Genomic DNA, 23,018 nt, shown 5'->3' on the forward strand with positions numbered 1-23,018 from the left:
CGCCAAGACGCCAAGGACGCCAAGAAGAAGACAATGTTTTGGCGTCCTTGGCGTCCTTGGCGTCTTGGCGGTTCATTTCTCGCTCGCTCAACGTGATCGTTGCTCTACTTCGTTGCCCGCGAGCTGGAGCCTCAGCCCGCCTCCGCGGGCCGATCGGGCCCCGCGCTCTCCCGGACCTCACGGAGCTCGTAGTGCTGCGAGCGGGCATCCCACCGCGCGAGGACGGCGCGCGCCTTCGCCGGCACGTAAGCGGTCTCGTGATCCTCGCCGGCGAACGCCTTCACCGCCTCGATCGCGTCGAACCACATGATCGTGACGAACTCGACCTCGTCGCCGAGCGGTCGCCGGAGCAGCTCGATGCGGCGGAAACCCCGCACCTGCTTCGCCAGGATCCCCGGGAAGATCTCCGTCTTGAGCAGGGCCTCGTAGGTGTCTGCGTCCTCGGGTCTCGTCCAGCCGTGCCAGATCCGTCCGATCATGGGACCTCCTGCGGCAGCGCGAGGAGGGCGCCGGATCAACGCTCCGCGCTGCGGAGCCCACGAATGCAGGGACGCGCGCCGGTGTCAAGCGCGCCGCCGGATCCGTCGCGCGGCGCCGCGGGCGAGAGGGGGCGTGCGCGCGTGAGCGCGAGTCGGAGGCGAGAAAGCCCGATGTCGCACCGCGAGGCTGGCACAGACGGACGCCGCGCCAGGGCAGTGTGCCAGGTCTGATCCTCGTGTCATGAGGGGCGCCGATCGCGTCGGCGCCCCGCGGGGCGAACCGGATGCGCCCGTCGACGACCTCACCGGACCTGCGCGGCGGACCGGGCTTCAGGACATCGAGGTCGAGGCGTGAACTTTTTTGCTGAGGACGGTACAGCTTTTGCAGTGGGCGTGCCCCGGAAAGGTCACCCTCATGTTCAACCCGCCGCCGTCTCCTCGTTCCGTTCGTCTCCGGTCGTCGCGCACGCGAGCGAGCTCCCTGCTCGCCCTCCTGGCCGTCCCGTCTGCCGTCTGCCTTGTGGGCTGCGCCGACGAGCCGGACAAATACTACAACTATTACTATACCATCGAGACGGGCGGAGATGGCGGGGCCGGGGGCGCCGGCGGTGACGGCGGAGCGGGCGGGGACGGCGGAGCCGGGGGCGTGCCCGGCGAGGAGTACCCGGGAGCGCCCGTCGCGGACACCGAGGTGGCCGATCTCGCGCTCGACGTCTTCGGCGCCGTCGGCAACCGCTACTGGTTCGCCGTCTCGGAAGAGCAGCTCGATGCGATGAACGAGGCGACCGGCGGCGTCGGCATCCCCATACGGGACCCCTTCGGAGACATCTACTCTCCGACCGGGGAAGACGCGACGTTCGTGGATCACCTGTGGGTGACGACGGCCGGCGCCGAGGGCAAGACGGCCGACTACGGCAAGGTCCAGGTGGGGGTCGTCGGGCAGTCGACCATGCGGCCCTGGACGAAGCGCACGATCCCCAACCTCAACATCGACGCGGACGAGTTCGTCGAGGACCAGCGGCTCGGCGGCTTCGAGCACGTGCGCTTCAACAACGGCCAGGTCGGGAGCATCTTCCGCGAGCGCCTCACGCTCGAGCTCTATAACCGCCTCGGCTATCCGGCCCCCCTGACCAGCTACGCCTGGGTGTCGAGCAACGTGTGGGGCGCGGACGTGTCCATTCCCTACATCGTCGTCGAGCGTTACAAGAAGGCGTTCTGCCAGCGCGTCGAGGACAAGCTCGGCGGCGGCTGCTCGAACATGTGGGAGTTCGTGGGGGACTTCGCGGGCAACTTCCCGGGGGGACCCGGGTTCCCGATCCCGATCGACATCTTGCCCGGCGCGAGCGTCTTCGACGACCCGGGGAGCTGCCAGCTCAAGACGTGCGACAACACCCGCGCGAAGGAGCTCGAGGTGGCGGTCGCCGAGGCGCCGTCCGGCGAGGGCTTCAAGGCCGCGCTCGAGGGCTGGATCGACTGGCCGTCGTTCCATCGGTTCCAGTGCCTTTCGTGGGTGCTCGCCACCGGCGACGACGCGCTCCACAACAGCAACAACGTCGTGCTGGTCGAGCGGAAAGACGGCCTGTTCCAGTACTTGCCGTACTCGGTCGACATCAGCCTGGGGCAGAGCTGGTATCCGCTGGTCCCGCTGGCCGGCTCGAACTCGCTGGCGCGCGGGTGCCAGAGCGACCCGGCCTGCTGGGCCGACACCATCGCGGCGTGCGAGGACGTGATCGAGGACTTCGCCGCGGCGGACCCGAACGCGGTGCTGAAGGGCATCTACGATCAGCTCTCGGAGGAGGGCATGCTCCGCCCGGGCGACGAGGAGCGGTACGCGCTCCTGGACGCCTGGATCACCGAGCACCTCCAGATCCTGCCGGTGGAGCTGGAGAGGAACCGTGATAAGCCGCAGCCCTGCGTTCCTCCCCAGATCGATTGCGGTGGTTACTGCGGCTATCCCGAGGAGTGCGGCTGGGTCGGCGTGGGCGCGGGCGGTGGGGACCCCGGCACGGGCGGTGCGGACCCCGGCGCGGGCGGTGCGGACCCCGGCACGGGCGGTAAAGACCCGGGTACCGGCGGCGCGGGCGGTGAAGCCCCGGGCGCGGGCGGCGCGGGCGGTGAAGCCCCGGGCGCGGGCGGCGCGGGCGGTGAAGCCCCGGGCGCGGGCGGCGCGGGCGGTGAAGCCCCGGGCGCCGGCGGCGCGGGCGGTGGCGCCCTGGAGTGACACCGAACAGGACACCTTGAACGTGCGCTCGGCGGCGCCGTGAGCGCTGCCGGCGCCGGGCCTCAGGCCGCGAGGGCCGCGGGGTGGCGCCGCCGCCACAAGGCGAGGCGCAGGCGCATCACGGCCGCGAACAGGCGCATCGATAGGCTGCCGGGCGGGGGCAGCGGCCGCACCCGGGTGTTCTGGAACGACGCCACCCGCCAGCGCCCGTCGTCGCCCCGCACGACCACCAGCGTCTGCCGCGAGCGCCGGTCCGCGGGCGCCGTCCTCTGCCAGGGCCACAGCACCGCGCCGGTGCTCACCACCACGGCCGTATCGGGGCCGAGGAAGCGCACGCTCTCGATCTCGCCGACGAGGCGCGTGCCGGCGAGCACGCCGGCGAAGAGCTCCTCGTGCGTCCTGCGGTTCTCCTCGCGGCCGCGCAGCCACGAGCCGTCGAACGTCACGTAGTCGGAGTCGGGCGTGTAGAACGCGTCCACGGCGCTCGCCCCCTCGCGCGCCCACGCCTCGCTCAGGGCCTCGAACATGCGCCGAATGGCCGCCTCGTCGGTCGATCGATCCACGGTAACCCTCCTGGCAAGTAATTCTCTTAGTAAGTAAGATAGTCAGCTTGGGTTGTCAAGGCGCCGGCCGCGCGGCTAGAGTGCGTGCCGGGCGGGTCGAGGCGAGAGGCGATGGCCGCGAGACGGGCGAGCGCGAAGGAAGTGAGGGAGCTGGTCGACAGCCTCGGCGACCGGCTGGGCCGCGAGCTGAGCACCCAGTCGGTGCTGTTTCACCAGGCGATCGCCGAGCGGCTCGGGCTGAAGGGCACCGACCACAAGTACCTCGACGTCATCGGGCGGGCGGCGGAGGCGGGGCCGGTCACGCCGGGCGATCTCGTGCAGCTCACCGGGCTCACCTCGGGCGGGGTGACGGGGGTGCTCGACCGGCTCGAGGCGGCGGGGTTCGTGCGCCGCGTGAAGCACCCGACCGACCGGCGGCAGCTCGTCGTCGAGCCGGTCGTCGAGCGCTACGCCGAGATCGGCGCGATCTTCGCGCCGTTCCGGGAGCGCTGGGCGGTGCTCTGCGCGCGCTACTCGCTCGACGAGCTGCGGCTCATCTGCGGCTTCTTCGAGGAGGCCACCGCGCTCATGGCCGAGGAGATCGCCCGCATGCAGGGCGGCGTGGCCGGGTCCCGCCGGCGGTAGTGGTCGGCGAGCACCGAGAACGCCTGCTTCGGCTCCCAGGTGCCGTCCCCGAGCACCCGCACGACGCCGGTGCTGGCCAGGTCGAGGTCCCTGCGCGGGTCGCCCGGGTCGTGCGGCAGGGCGTAGTGGGCGAAGACGTGCACGAACGCGGCGTCGACGCCCTCGGCCTCGAAGATCTCGAGCACCTCGCGCAGGGCCGTCGCCTGCTCGGCCTCGTCGCGCGCGTACGCGCCGTTCAGCCCGAGCGGCGCGGCGGTCGCCTCGTCCCACACGACGACGTCGCCGCCGCGCGGGCCGGCGTCGGCCGCGCCCCTGTAGGTCGCGCAGCCGAACTCGGTGATCGCGACGGGCTTGCCCTGCGCCCTGCCCTGGGCGACGAACGCGCGGATGAGCTCGGGGAAGCGGTCGGCGATCTGCGCGTACCGGTAGCCGGCGTCCGTGCTGATGATGTCGAACGGCGCCCAGTCGACGCCCTCGAACGGGAGCGAGGCGTAGCTGATCTTGCCGCCGAACCGCGCGCGGACCACCGCGGCGGCCCGGGCGAGGAGCTCGTTCAGGCGGGCCGGCAGCGCCGCGAGCGCCTCGCGGACCTCGGGCCCGCGCCCGGCGAGCGCCTTGCTGCGGTCGACGAACGTCTCGCCGGGCACGAAGCCCCTGTTCATCAGCCCGAGCTCCGAGCCGGTGACGATCACGACCTCGGCCCCCTCGCGGCGGAGCCGCTCGCCGTGGTCGGCGCACGCGGCGAGCAGCTCGAGCAGCTCGTCGCCGGTCAGGTCGGTGGTGAACGGGCAGATCCACGTCTCCAGCCCCGCCGCGGCGGCGTGGGTCGCGGCGATCGTCAGCCGGTCCAGGGCGCCGCCCGTGACGCGGACCGCTGTGCAGCGCAGCTCGTCGCGGAGGACCCGCATGTCCCGCCGCACGCGCTCGGGGTCGAACGGCTCGTGGGTGCTGCTCCCCTTGTTGAGAAAGCCCGTATCGTAGCAAATGCCGTAGGCTCGCATCGTCGGCGCGTCTCCAGTTAAGGTACTGACGGTACCTTAAGTCGCCCCGGCGTGTGCGCAACGTTGTCTGGATCACATCCTGGAGGCGGTGGGAGCGTGGTGGCCGAGCGGCGGCGTGGCGTGGTCCTTGAGCAGGCGATCCTGCGCGCCGCGGCCGAGGAGCTCGCCGAGGTCGGCTTCCCCGGGCTGACCATGGACGGGGTCGCGAGGCGCGCGGGGACGAACAAGAACGCGATCTACCGCCGGTGGCCGAGCCGGGCGGCGCTCGCCGTCGCCGCCTACAGGGAGTTCGCCGCGAGCAACGTGGAGCTGCCCGACACGGGCTCGCTGCGCGCCGACGCGCTCGAGCTGCTGCGGGGGGCGAACCGGCAGTGGTCCTCGCCGCTCGGCGACGTGCTCCGCGGCCTCCTGGCGGGGATCGGCGACGACCCCGAGCTGCTGCGGCAGGTCCAGGAGGCGTCGAACGACGGCGGCAGCGCCGTGTGGCTGACCATCCTCGGCCGCGCCGTCGCGCGCGGCGAGGCGAGGCCCGAGGCGCTGCACCCGCGCGTCGCCACGGTGGCCGTCGTCCTGCTGCGCAACGAGTTCATCACCCGCGGCGCGCCGAGCGTGCCCGACAGCGTGCTCGTCGAGATCGTCGACGAGGTCTACCTCCCGCTGATCCGCGGCCGCGGCGCCCCGCCGGGCTAGGACACTGTCAAGGGGCTATTCTTGCCACCAGACATTACGAAGCCTGCGCTCGTAGACGTCTGGCTCGCTCTGGTCGAACACCTCGACGCCTTCATCTTTCAGTATCTCGGCGCTGATGAGCGAGGCGACGACATCACCCGTGACCTCTCTGTACCCGGACAGATCCTCAGGGGAGCCGGACTTGAATGGCCACTCCCCATGAGTATCCGAGACGAAAGCGATGTCATCCCCGGCGTTCTCCAGGAGATACCAGGTGGTGATGGCGGCGGAGACAGGGCAACCCGCGAGCTCCCGCTTCTTGCTCGCCGGGATATGAAGAAAAAGGATCTTCTCCTTCTTCGTTTGGTTGACGAGCATGTATCCGGCTCCCATTGGCTTGCCTCCCGGCGTCGCGGCCAGCTGTGACCTGCTGCCTGACCCCGTGGTCCGGCATCGTGATCATACCTCCTCCGTCACCTTCGCGTGTGGCCCTGCACCGCCGCCGCCCTCGACTCGGCGCTGTCGATCGAGCGGATCACCCGAGCGGGGTTGCCGACGGCCAGCACGTTGGCCGGCAGGTCGCGCGTCACGACAGCGCCGGCGCCCACGACGGTGTTGTCCCCGATCGTCACCCCTGGCAGCACGATGACCCCGGCGCCGAGCCACACGTTATCGCCGATCTTGAATCGAGGTTTACTGGCAAGGATGTGCGGCGCCTTGCTCCCTGGACAGCCCTGTGGAACCCTCGAAGGCCCCGATGCGTCACGCTTCGAACAGCTCGCGACAGGCCGTCCGAAAGCCCAAGGAGAGACCGCGCGGGTCGAGCCATTCGGCTCCAAGAGCCCGCGCGGCGTCCGTCGACGTCCATGCACGGGCAGCCACGCGCGGCGCCCCGCTGCACCCCGTGGGGTCCATCAACGCGTTCCGACTCTCCCCCTTCGTGCGGTACGCCTCGCGCACCGGCTGGTCCGAGGACGCGCTCGCCGACCTGTGCGCGCGCCACGGCGTCCGTCGCGCCGCGGTCGACAGCATCACGGCCCGCGTCCCGCGGGACGCCGCCTTCGCGCTGCTCGAGGAGATCTGCGCCGCCAGCGACGACGACAACCTCGGCCTCCACCTCGCGCTGGAGGCGACCTCGAGCATCGGCATCCTCGGCGTCCTCGGCATGAGCCTCACGAACGTCCGCGAGGCGCTCGAGATCTGCACCGACTATCTTCGCCGCTTCGACCCGAAGCAGTCGACGACCACGTTTTACGTGGACGAGAGCGGCCTGCTCCACCTCCGCGTCGGCCCCGAGCCGCCGGAGCCGGCGTGGCTGCGCCATTTCGCCGAGACCATCCTCGCTGCCGGCCTCCTGACGCTGCGCCGCTTCACGGGCGCGCAGATCAAGGCCCGCTGGGTGAGCTTCCGCCACGCGGCGCCCGTCGACGTCACCGAGCACGCAGCGCTCTTCGGGACGACCGACCTGCGCTTCCGAGCGCCGACGACCGAGGTCGTCCTCCCGGCGTACACGCTCGATCTCCCGCACTGCAACGCGAATCCTGCCCTGGCGGCGTACATGCGCGGCCAGGCGGATGCGCTGATCGAGGCGACGGGAGGCGTCGATCTCGCCGCCGCGGTCCGGCGATGCCTGCGCGACGCGCTCGAGCAGGGCGAGAGGCCGTCGATCGGCCACGTGGCGCGCAGCTTCAAGACGACGAGCCGCACGCTGCAGCGGCGCCTCGCCGAGGCTGGCGTCCAGTTCACCACCCTCCTCGATCAGGTCCGCTGCGAGTGGGCCATCGCGCTCCTCCAGCGCCCCGACGGCTGCCTCAAGGACGTCGCCGAGCGCGTCGGCTTCTCGGACGTGCGCTCTCTCCGCCGCGCGTTGAAGCGGCGGACCGGCCGGACGCCCTCGGAGCTCCTGCGGCACGATCGCGACGACACCGGCTCGTGAGCGCCGCGCCCGGCGCCGCCCGCGCGCCTGGGGCGTGCAGGCTGCGCTCCGTGCCAGGCGCTGGTTCCTGGAGCACCTCTCAAGACCTCCCGTCGAAAGGCGAGCGAGAGCGGGCGGCTCCCGGACCGACTGGCGCATCCGGTCCTCATTTTGACGTCTGGCGTCCTGGCACGGTGTCCCCGGAGAGCCAACCTTCAGCGCATGAGACCTGGCCATTCGAGCCTGGTCGCCACGGCGGTCGTGCTCACCGCGCTGCTCAGCGGCGGTGACGCGTCCGCCCGGCCTCCAGCGATTCAACTGTTCTGCGAGAGCTATCCTGACGCCCGGCTGTGCGCGGCCAGCCGCGTCGATTGCTCCTTGTGCCATACCCGCACGGAAGCGCCTGTCGCCTGGAACGCTTATGGCGACGATGTGCGGTCGGCCTTCTCGAGCCCATCGACGTCGGACGAGACGTTCGCGGACGCGTTGCCCGAGGCGCTCGCCGCCGTGGAGGATCGCGACTCGGACAGGGACGGCGCGTCCAACAGCGACGAGATCGCGGCGGGCACGTCCCCGGGAGACGCGGCCAGCGCTCCGGCGAGCGAGGCGACCTGCGGACCCGCGGAGGCCTCCACGACCTATGACGTGTGCCGCTATGACGGTCGCTATGCGCTGCGCAAGGTCACGCTCGAGGCGTGCGGTCGATCGCCGACGCCCGCGGAGCTCGCGGCCATGGCCGACACCCCGCTCGAGCTGCAGCCGGATGCCGTCGCGGACGCGCTGACCACCTGCATGCAAAGCGAGTTCTGGCGAGGGCGCGACGGCGTGGTGTGGAACATCGCTCACGCCAAGATCCGGCCCGCCATCTTCGTCGATGAGCCAGAAGAGAACACCGACGGCCACTACACAAGCGAAGAGGACTTCGACTACTTCCCCGATTATGCCCTCTTCGTCTATACGCAGATCGATGGCCACGATAGCCGTGATCTGCTGAACGCCCGTTACTATGTCCAGCGTCTGATCGTCGACGGGCGCTCCGTGTACAAGCCGGTCGACGACCTCCCGAGCAGGCAGAACATGCCGACCGAGCGCCGCGCCGGCATGCTGACCACACGTTGGTTTCTGCTGTTCAACAACATGTTCACGGCGCTGCCGCGCACCGCCGCCGCCCAGGCCTACCGAGCCTACCTCGGCCTCGACATCGCGCTGGGCGAAGGCCTCCACCCCGTTCCCGGCGAGCCCGCCGACTACGACTACTCGGGCGTCGCCGCCCCGACCTGCGCCGGCTGCCACTCGACCCTCGATCCGCTCAGCTATCCGTTCAGCCGCTACGACGGCGTGACCGTCACCAACCTGGGCGAAAAAGGCCGTTACCTGCCGACCCGACTCGAGGACTCCTATGAAGCCTCGCTCCCGGGCGTCAGCGCGATGCCAGAGGCAGGGATGCTGCTCGGGGGACCCGTGAGCTCGCTGACCGAGTGGGCCGAAGTCGCGACAAACAGCCAGGAGTTCGCGAGTTCCCGCGTCTCTGACTACTGGCAGGTGTTCTTCCACGCCGAGCCGTCCGGCGCGGAGCTCGCCACCTTCGACGCGCTGGTCCAGGCATTCCGGACCGAGCACGCCTTCGCCATCGAACCCATGTTGCGCGACCTCGTTCGCACGGAGGCCTTCGGTGTACCGTGATCTCTCGACGCTCTTCTTCGCCGCGGCGCGGTCGCTCGCGCTCGTCCTCGCCGTCTCTGCCGCGTCGTGCGCCGGCGACGACCCCGAGCGCGAGCCGGCGCCCGCGACGCAGCACGCTTCACGGAACCCCCGCGTGCACTGGAAGGGCGGGACGCGCCTGCGCAACGACCTGGCGCAGCTCCTCCAGCTCGACGCGGGAGAGGTGTGCAACGAGTTCGGCGCGATGTCGTGCTCGGAGAGCGTCCACACGGTGGCGCTCGGCGGCCTCGACCCGTATCGGAACCAGATCTTCAAACCGTCCCCCACGACCGGGCTGAGCACGACGCTCATCGTCGAGCGCATTGCCCTTCAAGCCTGCCGTCGACGCGCTGAGCGGGACGTGGCCGGAGGCGAGGCAAATCCCCTGATCTGGCGCGACGTGGCGACCTCCGAGGGCCGCGCGGCGAGCCTCGATGCGCTCTACGCCGCCGCGCTCGGGCGGCCGCCGGGGGCGCGCGAGCGCGACGGCTTCGAGTCGCTCTATGCGAAGGCCCTGGCGGAGGGCCCCGACGCCGCCGAGGCGGAGACGGGCTGGGCGACGCTGTCCTGCCTCGCCGTCGTGACGAGCACCGAGTTTCTTTTCTACTGAGGAGCGCCATGAAATCAGTCCAATCCAAGATCGGGCGGCGACAGCTTCTCCAGTGGGGTGTCGCGGCGGGCGGGGCGCTCGGCGTCTCCAGCCTCGTCTCATCCCGCGGCCGCGCGGCGGGCATACCGCCGCGCTACCTGCTCGTCATAGGCGCTCATGGCGGCGCCTCCATCGTCGACAGCATGCTCGCCGTGCGCCACAGCGAGTCGGCGCGCTGGGAGACGATCAACGCGTTCCCCGACGACGAGGTGAAGGGCTTCGACGGCTCGCCGCTGCGCGCGGTCGACCTCGAGCGACCGACGGCGGGTCCGTTCCCCTTTCCGCTGCGGGCGAAGCAGTCGCCGTTCGTACAGGCCCACCGCGAGCAGATGCTCGTGGCGACGCTGACGGGATCGAGCGTCAATCATTTCGTCGGTCAGCGCCGCTCGATCACGGGCAACGAGGCGTGGCGTGGGCGCACCCTGCAGGAGTGTGTGGCGAAGGAGTACGGCGACGACTTCCCCATTCCAAACATCAACATGACGTCTGGAGGCTTCGCGGATCGGGGCCACGATGAGACGCTGCCGTCGCACTGCTTCTCGGAGCTGATCGCCCAGCCCTCGACCTGGTCCCTCGGGCTCGACGCGCGCAAGGGCATCAAGGCGGCGCCGTCGGCATCGCTGCTCGACGCGGCCCGGCGGCTGCGCGACGAGCAGATCGAGCCGCAGAGCCCGTTCCTCCAGGCGTTTGGCCAGGCCGAGCCGCTCCGGCTGTGGGCCGCGCAGCGCGCGAAGGCGCGGACGAACCTCGAAGCTCGCGGTCTCCTCGAGAAGCTGTGCCTCTTGCAGGATTCGAGAGACTACCCGCTCTCGGACTACAACGTCGAGTCATCCCCTGAAGCGGCGATGCTGCGAGAGGCTTTCCCGCAGCTCGACGCCGATCCTCTGGAGGCGCAAGCGGCCCTGGCCTATCTGTTGTTCAAGAACCAGGTCTGCGTGACGGCGACCATCTGGCCGACCACCCGCGTCCTCATCGACGAGAGCTCCAGCAGTCTCGTCAATGCGCCGGTCGCCTTCGACTACTCTCACAATTACCATCGTTCGATGCAGGCCGTGATGTGGACCCGGATCCTGAAGGTGACCGACGCGCTCATCGGGCTGCTCGAGCAGACGCCGGCCGACGACAGCGGCGCATCGCTGTGGGACCGCACGCTGATCTATGTCGCCACCGAGTTCGGGCGCACGAGGGCCCGGGTCGGGGGGCAGGACGAATTCGGCAGCTCGCACGATCTGAACAACGGCGTTCTGCTGGTGTCGCCGATGCTCAAGGGGAATCGCGTCCTCGGCGGCGTCGATCCGGATACGGGCCTGACCTATGGGTTCGATCCGACGACGGGCGCGCCGGACAGGGGGCGGCAGACCAGCGAGGCGGAGATCTTCAGCGGGATCCTCGACGTGATGCGCGTCGACACCTCTGGCAGCGGGCTGCCTGCGGTGACCGCGCTGCGAGGTTGATCTCGCGTCATGCAGCAGCGCCCGTCCCAGGGACCGACGACCGGATGGTCGCAGACCCCTCCGGGAACGTGATCGCCCTCATCGAGGCCTGACTCGACCCCGCGACGCTGGAGGCCCGGTGTGAAGGCGTTCGACAAATCCTCCATCATGGCGCCCACGTGCGGCTATGGTGCCGGGATGTCGTCTCAGCGTGCGCTGCTGCCGCGTTCGACCCCGGCCGCCTCGGGCGTGTCGTCCCGTTCGATCGCCGCGATGCTGGACCGCCTCGAGGACCGCTCCGTCGAGTGCCACTCCGTGATGGTCGTCCACCGCGGGCACGTCGTCGCCGAAGGGTGGTGGGCGCCGTACTCGGCCGAGCGCCCGCACCTTCTCTACTCGCTGACCAAGTCGTTCACGTCGATCGCCGTGGGGCTCGCGATCGCCGACGGGCTGCTCGCGCTGGGCGACCGGGTGGTGGACGTCCTGCCCGACCACGTCCCCTCCGATGTCTCGGAGCAGGGGCGCCGCATCACCGTTCACCACCTGCTCTCCATGACGGCCGGACACGACACGGACAGCCTCACCAAGGCCTGGAGGCTGGAACCTCACGACCTCGTGAAGGGCTTCTTGCGCGTGCCGTTCGACGCGCCCGAGGGAACGCGGCACACCTACGACAACGCCACCACCTTCATCCTGGCCCGGATGGTGGAGCGGGTCACCGGCGTCGGGCTCCCCGAGCTGCTCGACGAGCGCCTCTTCAAGCCGATGGGAATCGAGGACGCCGAGTGGGACCGCGTCGCGAGCGGCGCCGCCTTCGGGTTCCACGGTCTGCACCTGCGGACCGAAGCCGTCGCCGCCTTCGGCGAGCTGCTGCTGCGCGACGGTCTCTGGAAGGGGCAGCAGCTCGTCCCCCGCGCGTGGGTGGAGCTCGCGACCAGCCGGCAGATCGACGGCCGGCACCAGGCGGAGGGAGACGACGGCCCCGACTTCCTCTGCGGCTACGGCTACCAGTTCTGGATGTCGCGCCACGGCTATCACGGCAAGGGCGCCTTCGGTCAGCACTGCGTGGTCGTCCCTTCGCATGACCTGGTGGTCGCCGTGACCGGCGCCCAGCAGGCCGTCCAGCACGCGCAGGACGTGCTCGACGCCATAGGGGAGTGCCTGCTCCCCGGCGTCGGCCATCCGGACGGCGCGCACGACGACGAGCTCCTCGCCGACCGGCTGGGAGGCCTGTCCCTCGCGCAGGTACGGGGTTCGGCCGGCCCGCAGCGCCCCGTCACGGCGCGGCTCGACGCCTCCGCCGAGAGCTCGGCCCTGCCCGACGGAACCACGGTGGTCGTCGAGCCGGCCGACGGCGGGTGGCTCCTGCGACTCGGGTCGCTCCTCGACCTCGAGGTGGGCCACGGTGCCTGGCGGGAGAGCTCGCCGCTCGGCCGGCCCGTCGTCGCGTCCGGCGCCTGGCAGGGCAGGGCGTTCGTCGCCGAGCTCCACGTCATCACCAGCCCGCACCGGGTCCGGGTGGCGGTCGACGCCGACGCCGGGACCGCGACGGCCACCTGGGTCACGCTGCCCCTGACCACCTCCGACCTGAGGCTGCACCTGCGCTCGCCGCTGATGACACGGCCCGACGTCGCCTAGAGCAGCAAACGGGTTGAACCCGCCTGAAACGAGCAGAACTTCGAACCGCCAAGACGCCAAAGACGCCAAGACATTGTCTTCTTCTTGGCGTCCTTGGCGTCTTGGCGGTTCATTTCTCGCTCGCTCAACGTGATCGTTGTTCTAGTACTACAGCCGCGGCTAGGGAGCCCGGGCGCGAGCGCTCGGCCGGTTGCGGCGGCGCCGGTAGCAACAGGCGCGAGCCTGGGCGCGTTTTCGGCGTCGCCACCTCGACCATGCCCAGCGGAACTCGGGCGAATGGGCGGGCAGCGGAAGTACCAGCTCCATCAGGCGGCGGACTTCGGGAATGCTCCAGGGCGCCAGCGTCGGCGGACCGTCGCTTTCTTCGGGCGCGGCAGGCTTTTTTTCCCCGACGTGTCAAGCGCCGTCTTCTGCATGGGCTTGACGTTTTTCCCCGGTCCCGGGCGCGTCGCTTTGGGCACGAGTTCGGGGTTCATCGCCGGGGCGTACGGGAAGGCGCCCTCCGCGGGAAGCTTCGCGCGCACGAAAGCCAACCACGCCAGGGCCATCATCCCGAGCGTGATGTACCGATGCCAGCTCGGCCACGAGCGGACCTCGTAGTGGTCGAGGCCGACGTCATCCTTCGCCTCCTCGAAGCACTGCTCGATCGTGTAGCGCGTGGAGGCCACGTGCGCGAGCGTTGTCAGCGGCGTGTCGGCTCCGGCGTTGGACAGGTAGTAGGCCACGTCCGACGGCTTCGAAACAGAACGGCGGGCCAGTAGCCAGACGTCGTCGGCCGGCAAGCGCCGACGGCTGTCGACGACGCGCGCGCAGGCCCAGTCGTACTCGATGGGTCCCTTCTCGCCTTGATGGATGGCGAGGCGATGCCATTGCTTCGGAGACCACTGGGCCACCACCTTGGCCACGGTGGAGGCGTGCGGCGCCCCCGGTGCAAGACGAGTGCGCGTGCGGAGCGGACCACGAGGGTGTTCGCGTTCGGTAGGGGGCTCTGCGACCTCGGGTCGCTCGGGCCACACCGGCGTGCTCGAGACGACCGCGAGAACATACCGATGGCCCTGCGCGGCGATGCCGTCGCGAAGCACAGGGTCGTCGCCGTAGACTTCATCGCCAGCGACCCACGCCATCGGTACACCTCGCTGCCAGGCGCCATGCAGCATCTGCATCGCCAGCTGCGGCTTGGTCCGGAACGCGACATCCTCCGGAACGTGAGCGTCCTGCCTCCGCTCCGGATCGCTGCACCACGATTCTGGCAAGTAAAGACGACGATCAAGGAGCACATGTCCACGTGGGCCGTTGTAGCTGAGGAACACACCGATCTGGCAGTTCTCGATCTTGCCTGCCGTCCCACTGTATTGCCGCGCCACGCCGACGGACTTGGTGCCTTTCTTGAGGAAGCCCGTTTCGTCCAGCACGCCGATGCCCTGCGGATCGCCGAACTGCTCGATCGTGAAGTCCATCAGGAGATCGCGCGCCGCATCCGCGCTCCAGTCCGCACTGTACAGCAGCCGCTGCACGCGATCGGGCGTCGGATCCCCGATGGCCTCGGCCAGCTGCCAACCGTTCCGCCGCGCCGCCGGCCCCATCAGCGAGCGCACGTACTTGATCGCCTGCTCGCGCGGCTCGCTGCGCGCAAACAGCCCCGCGAATCGCGCGTGAAATGCCTCAAAATCTGCTGCCAGCGCGTCCCACGCGGCCGCTGCTGGCAGCCCGCTTGCCCCCGGAACCATGGGCGGATCCTGGGTCCAACCAGATCGATGTCGAGGTGCGGCTGTAGTACTAGCCGCGCGCCACGGCGGGGTGTGCCTCGGCGCGAGCGAGGTGTAGGATGCCCCCTTGAACCAGCCCACACAATCCGGCCCCGATCTGCTCGACGTCCTCGAGGCGCGCTTCGGCTTCCGCGAGCTCCGCCCGGGCCAGCGCGCCGTCATGGATGCCTTGCTCTCGGGCCACAGCGCGCTCGCGGTCTTCCCCACAGGCGGCGGCAAATCGCTCTGCTATCAGCTCCCCGCGCTCCTGCTCGACGGGGTCACGATCGTCATCTCTCCGCTGATCGCGCTGATGAAGGATCAGATCGACTTCCTCGGCGCGCGCGGCATCGCCGCGGTCCGGCTCGACTCGTCGCTGTCGGCCGACGACGCGGCGGAGGCGCACAGGGATCTGCGCTCGGGCAAGACGAAGCTGCTCTATGTCGCCCCCGAGCGGTTCGTGAGCGAGCGGTTCATGGCGCTCCTGAAAGATCTCAAGATCGCCCTCTTCGCGGTGGACGAGGCCCACTGCATCTCCGAGTGGGGGCACAACTTCCGCCCCGACTACCTGAGGCTCGCGGACACCGCCCGGGCGCTCGGCGTGCCGCGCGTGCTCGCGTTGACGGCCACCGCGACGCCCGGGGTCGTGCGCGACGTGTGCGCCACGTTCGGCATCCGCGAGGAGCACACGGTCATCACCGGCTTCTACCGACCGAACCTCGAGCTCCGCGCGACGGCGGTGAGCGCGACCGCGCGCGACCGGGTCCTCGTCGAGCGCCTGCGCTCCCGGCCGCCCGGCTCCACCATCGTCTATGTCACGCTCCAGAAGACCGCCGAGCACGTGGCCGACAAGCTCGCTTCTGCGGGGCTGCCGGCGCGCGCGTACCACGCCGGGATGGAGGCGGCGGCGCGCGCGCGCGTGCAGGACGACTGGATGCAGAGCGACCGCGGCGTCGTTGTCGCCACCATCGCGTTCGGGATGGGGATCGACAAGCCCGACGTGCGTTATGTCGACCATTACAATCTCCCGAAGAGCCTCGAGAGTTACAGTCAGGAGATCGGCCGCGCCGGCAGGGATCAGGCGCATTCGGTGGTCGAGGTCTTCGTGTGCGGCGACGATCTGCCGGTCCTCGAGAACTTCGCCTACGGCGACACGCCGACCGAGGACGCGCTCCGCGGGGTGGTCGGCGCCGTGCTCGCCGCGCCCCAGGTGGAGCTCGGCCTGCACGCGCTGGGGGCGCGCCACGACGTCCGGCCGCTCGTGCTCCGCACCGCGCTGACCTACCTCGAGCTGATGGGCGCGGTCCGGCAGCTCACGCCGTACTACGCCGGCTACGAGGTGCGGCTCCACCGCAGGCTCGAGGAGGTCATCGCGTCGGTGAAGGGCGAGCCGGCGCGGTTCCTCGAGGCGCTCTTCGGCCATGCGAGGAAGGGGCGAGTCCTGTACGCGATCGACCCGGCGGCCGCCGCCGCCGCGCTGGAGCAGCCGCGCGAGCGGGTGGTGCGCGCGCTCGAGTACCTCGAGCGGCAGGGGCTCGCGGAGCTCAAGGCGTCGGACATCCGGCACCGCTTCGTGCGCGTCGCCTCGACGGGCGACGCGGGCGCCCTCGTCGGCGAGCTCCTCGCGCGCTTCGCGAAGCGCGAGGACGCCGAGATCGGGCGCGTGCGGCAGGTGATCGAGCTGCTCACCTCGGCGCGCTGTCACGCCGCCGCGCTCGCCGCGTACTTCGGCGAGCGCCTCGACGCCGCGTGCGGGCGCTGCACCTTCTGCCGCACCGGCGTCGCCGTGACGGTGCCGGAGCCGGCGCACGCGCCGCCGATGCCGGTGGGGCTCGACGTCGCCGCGTTCACGGCGCTGCGCGCGGCGCACCCGGGCGCCCTGGGCCATCCTCGCCAGGCGGCGCGCTTCCTCTGCGGCCTCTCGAGCCCGGCGACCACCCACGCCAAGCTCGCGCGCCATCCGCTCTTCGGCGTCCTCATCACGCGCCGGTTCGCCGAGGTGCTCGACTGGTGCGCAGGGCTCCCCCGCCTCGCCGGCGCCGCAGCGGCGACCTGAAAAAGGCCGGCGCCGCCCCGGCCTGATCGGCGGAGCCGGCGGGAAGTGAGGAGGCCAGGGCTCCTCAGGTCCCGCGGGGGCGAACCGTCGCGATCGGCCGGATTCCCCGGGGCAAAGCGCTGGCGACGCGCGCCGGCCATGGCAGCATGGGTCGCGCGTCACCGGCATCAGGGCTCCCGTGGGCACCAATCCCGTCTCGTCCGATCACGGGCCTTCGTCCCGTTTCGCCATCATCGAGGTCCTCTACGAGGGGTCGGACACCGTCCTTTACCGGGGTGTACGCGAGGACGACGGCCGTCCCGTGGTGCTCAAGGTCCTCCGGCGCGACCACGCGAGCTCTCGCGCCCGCGAGCGGCTGCGCCACGAATACGAGGTCGCTCGGGCGCTCGACACCACCGCCATCGTCACGCCCTATGGGCTCGACATGCTCGGCGATCAGCCGGCGCTGATCCTGGAGGATTTCGGCGGCGTGTCGCTCGATCGGCTCCAGAGGGGGCCGATGCCGCTCGAGCGCTTCTTCCCCCTCGCCCTCCGCGTGGTCGAGGCGCTCGCCGGGCTGCATCGGCACGGCGTCGTCCACAAGGACATCAAGCCTCAGAACGTGCTCCTCAACCCCGCCACCGGCGAGGTGAAGATCACCGACCTGGGGATCGCGTCCCGGATACCCCGCGAGCTCCAGCACCTCGAGCACATCGGGCTCATCGAGGGGACCCTGGCCTACATGGCCCCGGAGCAGACGGGCCGGATGAACCGCTGGGTCGACGAGCGGACCGATCTCTACGCCCTGGGCGTCGTCTTGTACGAGATGCTGACGGGCACCTTGCCGTTCCAGGCCGGCGATCCGGTCGCGTGGATCTATTGCCATATCGCGCAGAAGCCGGCCCCGCCGCGCGCGCTCGTCCCCTCGATTCCCCCGCTCCTGTCGGAGCTCGTGCTCAAGCTGCTCAGCAAGGCCGCCGAGGAGCGTTACCAGAGCGCGGCCGGCCTGCGGCACGACCTCGACGAGTGCTTCGCGAGGTGGCGGGCGAGCGGCGCCATTCCGCCCTTCGCGCTCGGTCAGCGCGACCTCTCGGACCGGTTCCAGGTGCCGCAGCGGCTGTACGGGCGCGAGCGCGAGGTGGAGGCGCTGCTCGCCGTGTTCGAGCGGGTGGTGGCGCAGGGCCGGCCAGAGCTCGTGCTCGTGTCGGGCTACTCGGGCATCGGCAAGTCGTCGCTCGTCGCGGAGCTGCAGCGGCCGGTGGTGAGGGAGCGGGGCTTCTTCCTCTCCGGCAAGTTCGATCAGGCCACGAGGGACGTCCCCTACCGCGCCTTCCATCAGGCGTTCCGGGCGCTCTTTCAGGAGATCCTCCGCGCGAGCGAGGAGCAGGTCGAGCGCTGGAGACAGCGTTTCCGGGAGGCCCTCGGCCAGAACGGCAGGCTGCTCGCCGACGTGCTCCCCGAGCTCACGCTGCTCCTCGGCCCCCAGCCGCCCGTGCCCGAGCTGCCGCCGGCCGAGGCCCAGAGCCGGCTGCACGCGACGCTCCGGCGCTTCGTCTCGGCGTGCGCCCAGAAGGAGCACCCCGTGGCGCTCTTCCTCGACGACCTGCAGTGGGCCGACGCGGGAAGCCTCCAGCTGCTCGAGCAGCTCGCCACCTACGCCGGGTCCGAGCGCCTCCTGCTGATCGGCGCCTACCGCGACAACGAGGTCGGCCCCGCACACCCGCTGCGGCTCGCGCTGGCCGAGACGCGGAAGCGCGGCGCCGCTGTCTCCGAGCTCGTCCTCGAGCCGCTCTCGGCCACCCACGTCGGGGCGCTCGTCGCCGAGGCGGTCCACGCGCCGCACGCGCCCGCAGAGCAGGCCGAGCCGCTCTCGCGGCTGGTGTATGAGAAGACCGGCGGCAACCCGTTCTTCGTGCTCCAGTTCCTGATCGCGCTGCATCAGGAGGGGCTCATCACCTTCGACGCGGAGGAGGGCGGGTGGCGGTGGGACATCGCCGCGATCCGGGACAAGGAGTTCACCGACAACGTCGTCGAGCTGATGGCGGGCAAGCTGAAGCGGCTCTCGGATCCGACGCGGGACGCCCTCACGCTCGCCGCGTGCCTCGGCAGCAGCCTGGAGCTCGACACGCTCGCGGTGGTCGCGGGCCGTCCGGCGGCCGAGCTCCGCGACGCGCTCGAGGAGGCCGTGCGGGAGGGGCTGCTCCTCCGCCGGGACGGCGCCTATCGATTCCTCCATGATCGGGTGCAGCAAGCCGCTCACTCGCTCATCCCGGCGGGACAGCTCGCCGAGACACACCTCCGGATCGGGCGGCTGCTCCTCTCGGCGCAGCGCGCCGAGGAGCGCGACGACGCGCTCTTCGACGTCGTCGGCCACCTCAACCGCGGCGCCACGCTCCTGCGTTCCCAGGCGGAGCAGGAGGAGGTCGCCGCGCTGAACCTCCGCGCCGGCAGGAAGGCCAAGGCGGCCGCGGCCTTCCACTCCGCCGCCGCGCTCTTCGCGGCTGGCCTCTCCCTGCTCGCGCCGGCCTCCTGGGAGACACGTCACGAGCTCACCTACGGCCTGACCTTCGAGCGCGCGCACATCGCGTACATCACCGGCAGCTTCGATGAAGCCGAGCGGCGCCTGGAAGAGCTCATGGATCGCGCGAGGACCCGGCACGAGACGGCCGCCGTCGTCGAGCTCGTCGCCGCGCTGAACGTCACCCGCGGGCACTACGCGCGCGCGGTGGAGATCGGGCTCTCGTGCCTCCGCGCGTGCGACGTCGATCTGCCGGTCCACCCCACCGACGCGCAGATCGAGGAGGAGACCGAGAGCGTCTGGCAGGCCCTGGGCGATCGGGCCATCGAGGGCTTGATCCACCTGCCCCCCATGACGCACCCGGAGATCAAGATCACGATGGGCGTGCTGCAGAGCGTGTCCCTCCCTTCGTTCTTCGTGGACGTGAACCTGTACCACCTCGCCGTCATGCGCATGGTCAAGCTCAGCCTGCGCCACGGCAACGCCGAGCACTCCGCCGTCGCGTACGCCGCCTTCGCGATGGTGATGAGCTCGAGGTTCGGGCGATATCGTGAGGCTTACCTGTTCGGCAGGCTCGGCCACGACCTGGCGGACAGGAGCGGTCTCCTCACCACGAAATCGGTGGTGGTCATCCTCTTCGGACACTATGTCGTGTTCTGGACACGCCACTACCGAGAGACGTATCCCTATACGCGCGACGGCTTCTGCGCCGCGGTCGAGTCCGGTGATGTGAACAACGCGTGCCTCAACGGCATCTGGGCCGCGCTGTTCCCGCTGCTCGCTGGCGAGCCGCTGGAGGACGTGCTCCACGAGGTCGAAGAGCGCCTCGGCTTCGTCCGCAGGGTCGGCTACACGTTCGCGCACAACGCCCTCCTGGGCGGCCACGCCATCATCCAGGCGCTGCGCGGGAGGCCGGTCCGCCTCTCGATGCCGGACGGGTCCGAGCTGGATCCGCCGGCCTTCGAGGCGCGGCTGGAGGAGGGGGGGGAGCTGGAGACCGCGCGCGACTTCTATCACAGCTTGAAGGCGCAGGCGCTCTTCGTGCTCGGCTCTCACCGAGAGGCGCTCGCGGCGGCGACCCGCGCGATCGCCGAGCACCCCCCCAGGGTCGGGCCGCACGCGCTCATCGCCGAGAGCTTCTATTATCGCGCGCTCGCGCTCGCGGCCCTCTGTGACGGCGCGGACGAGGCGCAGCCATCCCCGCCGTGGGTGCTCCCCGAGGAGCTCGTCGCGTGCGAGCGGCAGCTCGGCGAGTGGGCCAGGAGCGGCCCCGACAACTACCTTCACAAGCACGCGTTGGTCCGCGCCGAGATCGCCCGGCTCCTGGGGCGCGAGCCGGAGGCCAGCCGGCTCTACGAGCAGGCCATCGCGGCGGCGCGCGAGGGTGGCTTCGTCCAGCACGAGGCCATCGCCTGCGAGCTCGCCGCGCAGTTCTGTCGTGCGCGCGGCCTCGCGACGCCCGCCGACAGCTACCTGCGAGACGCCCGCGCCGGCTACTTCCGCTGGGGCGCCCACGCCAAGGTGGAGCAGCTCGATCGGCGCTACCCCCACCTCGCCCCGCGCAAGCCGATCGCCCCCACCGTCACCTTCGCCGTACGGGCCGAGCAGTTCGACGTCCTTTCGGTGGTGAAGGCCGCGCAGAGCATCTCCGGCGAGCTCAAGCTCTCGCGGCTGCTCGAGATGCTGCTTCGCATCGTGGTCGAGCACGCGGGCGCCGAGGAGGGCTGTGTCCTCCTGGTCCGGGATGAGCAGCTCTGGATCGCGGCGATCGAGGACCCAGGGGGCGCGGTGCGGCTGCTCGACGCGGGCGAGGCGCCTCCGGCTGCGCTGCCGCAGTCCGTCCTCAACTATGTTCGCCGGAGCCACGAGCGCGTGCTGCTCGACGACGCCGCGGCCCGGCACCCCTTCATGGAGGACGAGTACTTCCGGCGAAAGCGCCCGAGATCGGCGCTGTGCCTCCCGATCGTGCGCCAGGCCCGGCTCATCGGCCTGCTCTATCTGGAGAACAACCTCGCCACCGGGGCGTTCACCCCCGGGCGGCTCAGCGTCGTCGAGCTGCTCGCCTCGCAGTCGGCGATCTCGCTGGAGAACGCGATGCTCTATGCCGAGGTGGAGCAGGAGAACGCCGAGCGCCGGCGGGCGGAGCAGGCGCTCAAGGCCAATCAGGAGATGCTCCAGGCCATCCTCGACAACTCGGCGGCGAGCATCTACGTCAAGGATCACGAGGGTCGGTTCCTGCTCGCCAACCGGCAGGTAGGCGCCCTCCTGGGCGTGCCGAGCGAGCAGCTCCTCGGGAAGACCGATGCCGACCTCTTCCCTGCTCCCATCGCCGAGATGGTCCGCGAGCACGAGCGGAAGGTGCTCGAGACGGGAGCGCCGATCGAGTCGGAGGAGACGGTGCCGCTGGAGGACGGGCTGCACACGTTCCTGTCGATCAAGTTCCCTCTCGGCGAGGGGGGCATGCCCGGCGTGGTCTGCGGCATCTCCACCGACATCACCGAGCGCAAGCGGGCCGAGCAGGCCGAGCGGTTCCTGGCCGAGGCGAGCCGCAAGCTGATGACGCTGGGGTACAGCGCCACCTTCGAGAGCGTGGCGCAGCTCCCGGTGCCCGATCTCTCGGATCGGTGCGTCGTCGAGGTGCTCTCGGGGGACGGGACACCGGGCCCGACGGCCGTCGCCGGGGTGCCCGGCGAGCAGCTGGGAGCGCTGAAGGACGCGATGCGCGCCCTGGCAGGAGCGCCGCCGGCCGGATCCGAGGCGGAGGATGGCCGCGCCGCGCCGCTGGTACAGCAGGTGCGCTCGCTCGACCCGCGGGTCAGGCCACCCTGGGAGCGGCTCGGCGTCCACGCGTTCCTGCGGGTTCCGCTGCTCGCGCGCGACCGGTACTTCGGCGTCATGACCCTGCTGGCGACCGCGCCCGAGCGCCGTTATGGCCCCGCCGATCTGCGGCTGGCCGAGGAGCTGGGGCGCCGCGCGGGGCTCGTGCTCGACAGCGTCCGCCTGTACGCCGAGGCCCAGGAGGCGATCCAGCGGCGGGACGAGTTCCTCGTCGTCGCGTCTCACGAGCTCAAGACCCCGCTGACCTCGCTGCAGATGCAGGCGCAGAGCTTCGAGCGACTGCTGCGCCGCCGCGCGCTCGCGGACGTCCCCCCGGCGCGGATCGAGGCGATGCTCCAGGTCCTCGACCGCCAGACGTCGCGGCTCGGGCGACTGGTGGACGAATTGCTCGACGTCACGAGGCTGCACGCCGGGCGGCTTCCGCTCGCGCGGGCGCCGGTCGACCTGGCAGCGTTGGCGGGCGAGATCGTCGAGCGGATGCGCCCGCAGCTCGCGGCGTCGCGCTGCCGGACGCAGCTGGATCTGGGGGCGCCCGTGGTCGGGCAGTGGGATGCGGATCGCCTGGAGCAGGTCGTCATCAACCTCCTGTCGAACGCGATGAAGTACGGCGCAGGCAGGTCCATCCTTGTCGGCGTGCGGCGGCAGGCCGATCGCGCGCTGCTCGTGGTCCGGGATGAGGGGATCGGGATCGCGGAGGCCGATCAGGGCAGGATCTTCGAGCGCTTCGAGCGCGCGGTGTCGGTGCGGAACTTCGGCGGCCTCGGCCTCGGGCTGTACATCGCGCGCTCCATCGTGGCGTCGCACGGCGGATCCATCCGGGTGGAGAGCAAGCCGGGCGCGGGCGCGACGTTCCTGGTGGAGCTCCCGCTGAGCCCACCGGACAGCGCCCCGCCGGCCGGATCCGTCGACTAGGGCACGCGGTTCGCCGGGAGCAGGCGGCCCCGCTCGGTCCTCCGACGGGAGGTCCGCGCGCATCGCGGCAGCTCTGC

The 23,018-nt window shown here is 70.8% G+C and carries 15 protein-coding genes and 1 pseudogene; 10 read left to right on the top strand and 6 right to left on the bottom strand.

Features of this window, described 5'->3' with window-relative positions; genetic code table 11:
- Window positions 1–131 precede the first annotated feature (131 nt).
- Window positions 132–479, bottom strand: coding sequence for an antibiotic biosynthesis monooxygenase (locus WMF24_RS44050; RefSeq protein WP_437733472.1), 348 nt, complete (start codon window positions 477–479; stop codon window positions 132–134).
- 415 nt (window positions 480–894) lie between these two features.
- On the opposite strand from WMF24_RS44050, the gene WMF24_RS44055 reads away from it, so the two are divergent.
- Complete coding sequence (locus WMF24_RS44055) at window positions 895–2,700, top strand: CotH kinase family protein (RefSeq protein ID WP_437733473.1); 1,806 nt, start codon at window positions 895–897, stop codon at window positions 2,698–2,700.
- A gap of 62 nt (window positions 2,701–2,762) precedes the next feature.
- Here the strand turns inward: WMF24_RS44055 and WMF24_RS44060 are convergent, their stop codons facing one another.
- The gene (locus WMF24_RS44060) at window positions 2,763–3,263 is read right to left on the bottom strand and encodes an SgcJ/EcaC family oxidoreductase (RefSeq protein WP_437733474.1); all 501 of its coding nucleotides are present in this window, start codon (window positions 3,261–3,263) and stop codon (window positions 2,763–2,765) included.
- 111 nt (window positions 3,264–3,374) lie between these two features.
- Here WMF24_RS44060 and WMF24_RS44065 point away from each other — a divergent pair, with 111 nt between their 5' ends.
- Window positions 3,375–3,887 carry a MarR family winged helix-turn-helix transcriptional regulator gene (locus WMF24_RS44065; RefSeq protein WP_437733475.1) on the top strand — a complete coding sequence of 171 codons (513 nt, stop codon included), beginning with the start codon at window positions 3,375–3,377 and terminating at the stop codon, window positions 3,885–3,887.
- Here WMF24_RS44065 and WMF24_RS44070 read toward each other — a convergent pair.
- Entirely contained in the window at window positions 3,773–4,888 is a 1,116-nt protein-coding gene (locus tag WMF24_RS44070; RefSeq protein WP_437733476.1) for a hypothetical protein, read from the bottom strand. The two genes, WMF24_RS44065 and WMF24_RS44070, sit on opposite strands and share 115 nt — an antisense overlap.
- A 120-nt stretch (window positions 4,889–5,008) precedes the next feature.
- On the opposite strand from WMF24_RS44070, the gene WMF24_RS44075 reads away from it, so the two are divergent.
- Complete coding sequence (locus WMF24_RS44075; protein ID WP_437733477.1) at window positions 5,009–5,578, top strand: TetR/AcrR family transcriptional regulator; 570 nt, start codon at window positions 5,009–5,011, stop codon at window positions 5,576–5,578.
- A 15-nt stretch (window positions 5,579–5,593) separates the two neighbouring features.
- On the opposite strand, the gene WMF24_RS44080 is transcribed toward WMF24_RS44075, so the two are convergent.
- Window positions 5,594–5,935, bottom strand: a complete 342-nt coding sequence (locus WMF24_RS44080; RefSeq protein ID WP_437733478.1) for a hypothetical protein — start codon at window positions 5,933–5,935, stop codon at window positions 5,594–5,596.
- Between the two features lie 95 nt (window positions 5,936–6,030).
- Window positions 6,031–6,237: pseudogene (locus tag WMF24_RS44085) on the bottom strand (DapH/DapD/GlmU-related protein); the annotation flags it as partial.
- Between the two features lie 224 nt (window positions 6,238–6,461).
- On the opposite strand from WMF24_RS44085, the gene WMF24_RS44090 reads away from it, so the two are divergent.
- The 5 genes from WMF24_RS44090 to WMF24_RS44110 all read left to right on the top strand — a co-directional run bounded on the left by WMF24_RS44090 (window position 6,462) and on the right by WMF24_RS44110 (window position 12,893).
- Entirely contained in the window at window positions 6,462–7,493 is a 1,032-nt protein-coding gene (locus WMF24_RS44090; protein WP_437733479.1) for an AraC family transcriptional regulator ligand-binding domain-containing protein, read from the top strand.
- A gap of 201 nt (window positions 7,494–7,694) precedes the next feature.
- Window positions 7,695–9,155, top strand: a complete 1,461-nt coding sequence (locus WMF24_RS44095) for a hypothetical protein (RefSeq protein ID WP_437733480.1) — start codon at window positions 7,695–7,697, stop codon at window positions 9,153–9,155.
- On the top strand, window positions 9,145–9,783 hold the full coding sequence (locus WMF24_RS44100; RefSeq protein WP_437733481.1) for a hypothetical protein: 639 nt from the start codon (window positions 9,145–9,147) through the stop codon (window positions 9,781–9,783). The genes WMF24_RS44095 and WMF24_RS44100 overlap by 11 nt, the downstream gene beginning before the upstream one ends.
- A gap of 8 nt (window positions 9,784–9,791) precedes the next feature.
- Complete coding sequence (locus WMF24_RS44105; RefSeq protein ID WP_437733482.1) at window positions 9,792–11,276, top strand: hypothetical protein; 1,485 nt, start codon at window positions 9,792–9,794, stop codon at window positions 11,274–11,276.
- Between the two features lie 177 nt (window positions 11,277–11,453).
- The gene (locus WMF24_RS44110; protein ID WP_437733483.1) at window positions 11,454–12,893 is read left to right on the top strand and encodes a serine hydrolase domain-containing protein; all 1,440 of its coding nucleotides are present in this window, start codon (window positions 11,454–11,456) and stop codon (window positions 12,891–12,893) included.
- A gap of 305 nt (window positions 12,894–13,198) precedes the next feature.
- Here the strand turns inward: WMF24_RS44110 and WMF24_RS44115 are convergent, their stop codons facing one another.
- On the bottom strand, window positions 13,199–14,620 hold the full coding sequence (locus WMF24_RS44115; protein ID WP_437733484.1) for an IS701 family transposase: 1,422 nt from the start codon (window positions 14,618–14,620) through the stop codon (window positions 13,199–13,201).
- 106 nt (window positions 14,621–14,726) lie between these two features.
- Here WMF24_RS44115 and WMF24_RS44120 point away from each other — a divergent pair, with 106 nt between their 5' ends.
- Both WMF24_RS44120 and WMF24_RS44125 read left to right on the top strand, forming a co-directional pair.
- A complete protein-coding gene (locus tag WMF24_RS44120) occupies window positions 14,727–16,694 on the top strand; it encodes a RecQ family ATP-dependent DNA helicase (RefSeq protein ID WP_437733485.1) in 1,968 nt (655 codons plus the stop codon).
- A gap of 178 nt (window positions 16,695–16,872) precedes the next feature.
- Window positions 16,873–22,941, top strand: coding sequence for an AAA family ATPase (locus WMF24_RS44125; protein WP_437733486.1), 6,069 nt, complete (start codon window positions 16,873–16,875; stop codon window positions 22,939–22,941).
- Window positions 22,942–23,018 lie beyond the last annotated feature (77 nt).

Origin of the sequence: Sorangium sp. So ce1335 (genome assembly GCF_051521615.1) — a bacterium.
In the GTDB taxonomy this organism is placed as follows: domain Bacteria; phylum Myxococcota_A; class Polyangia; order Polyangiales; family Polyangiaceae; genus Sorangium.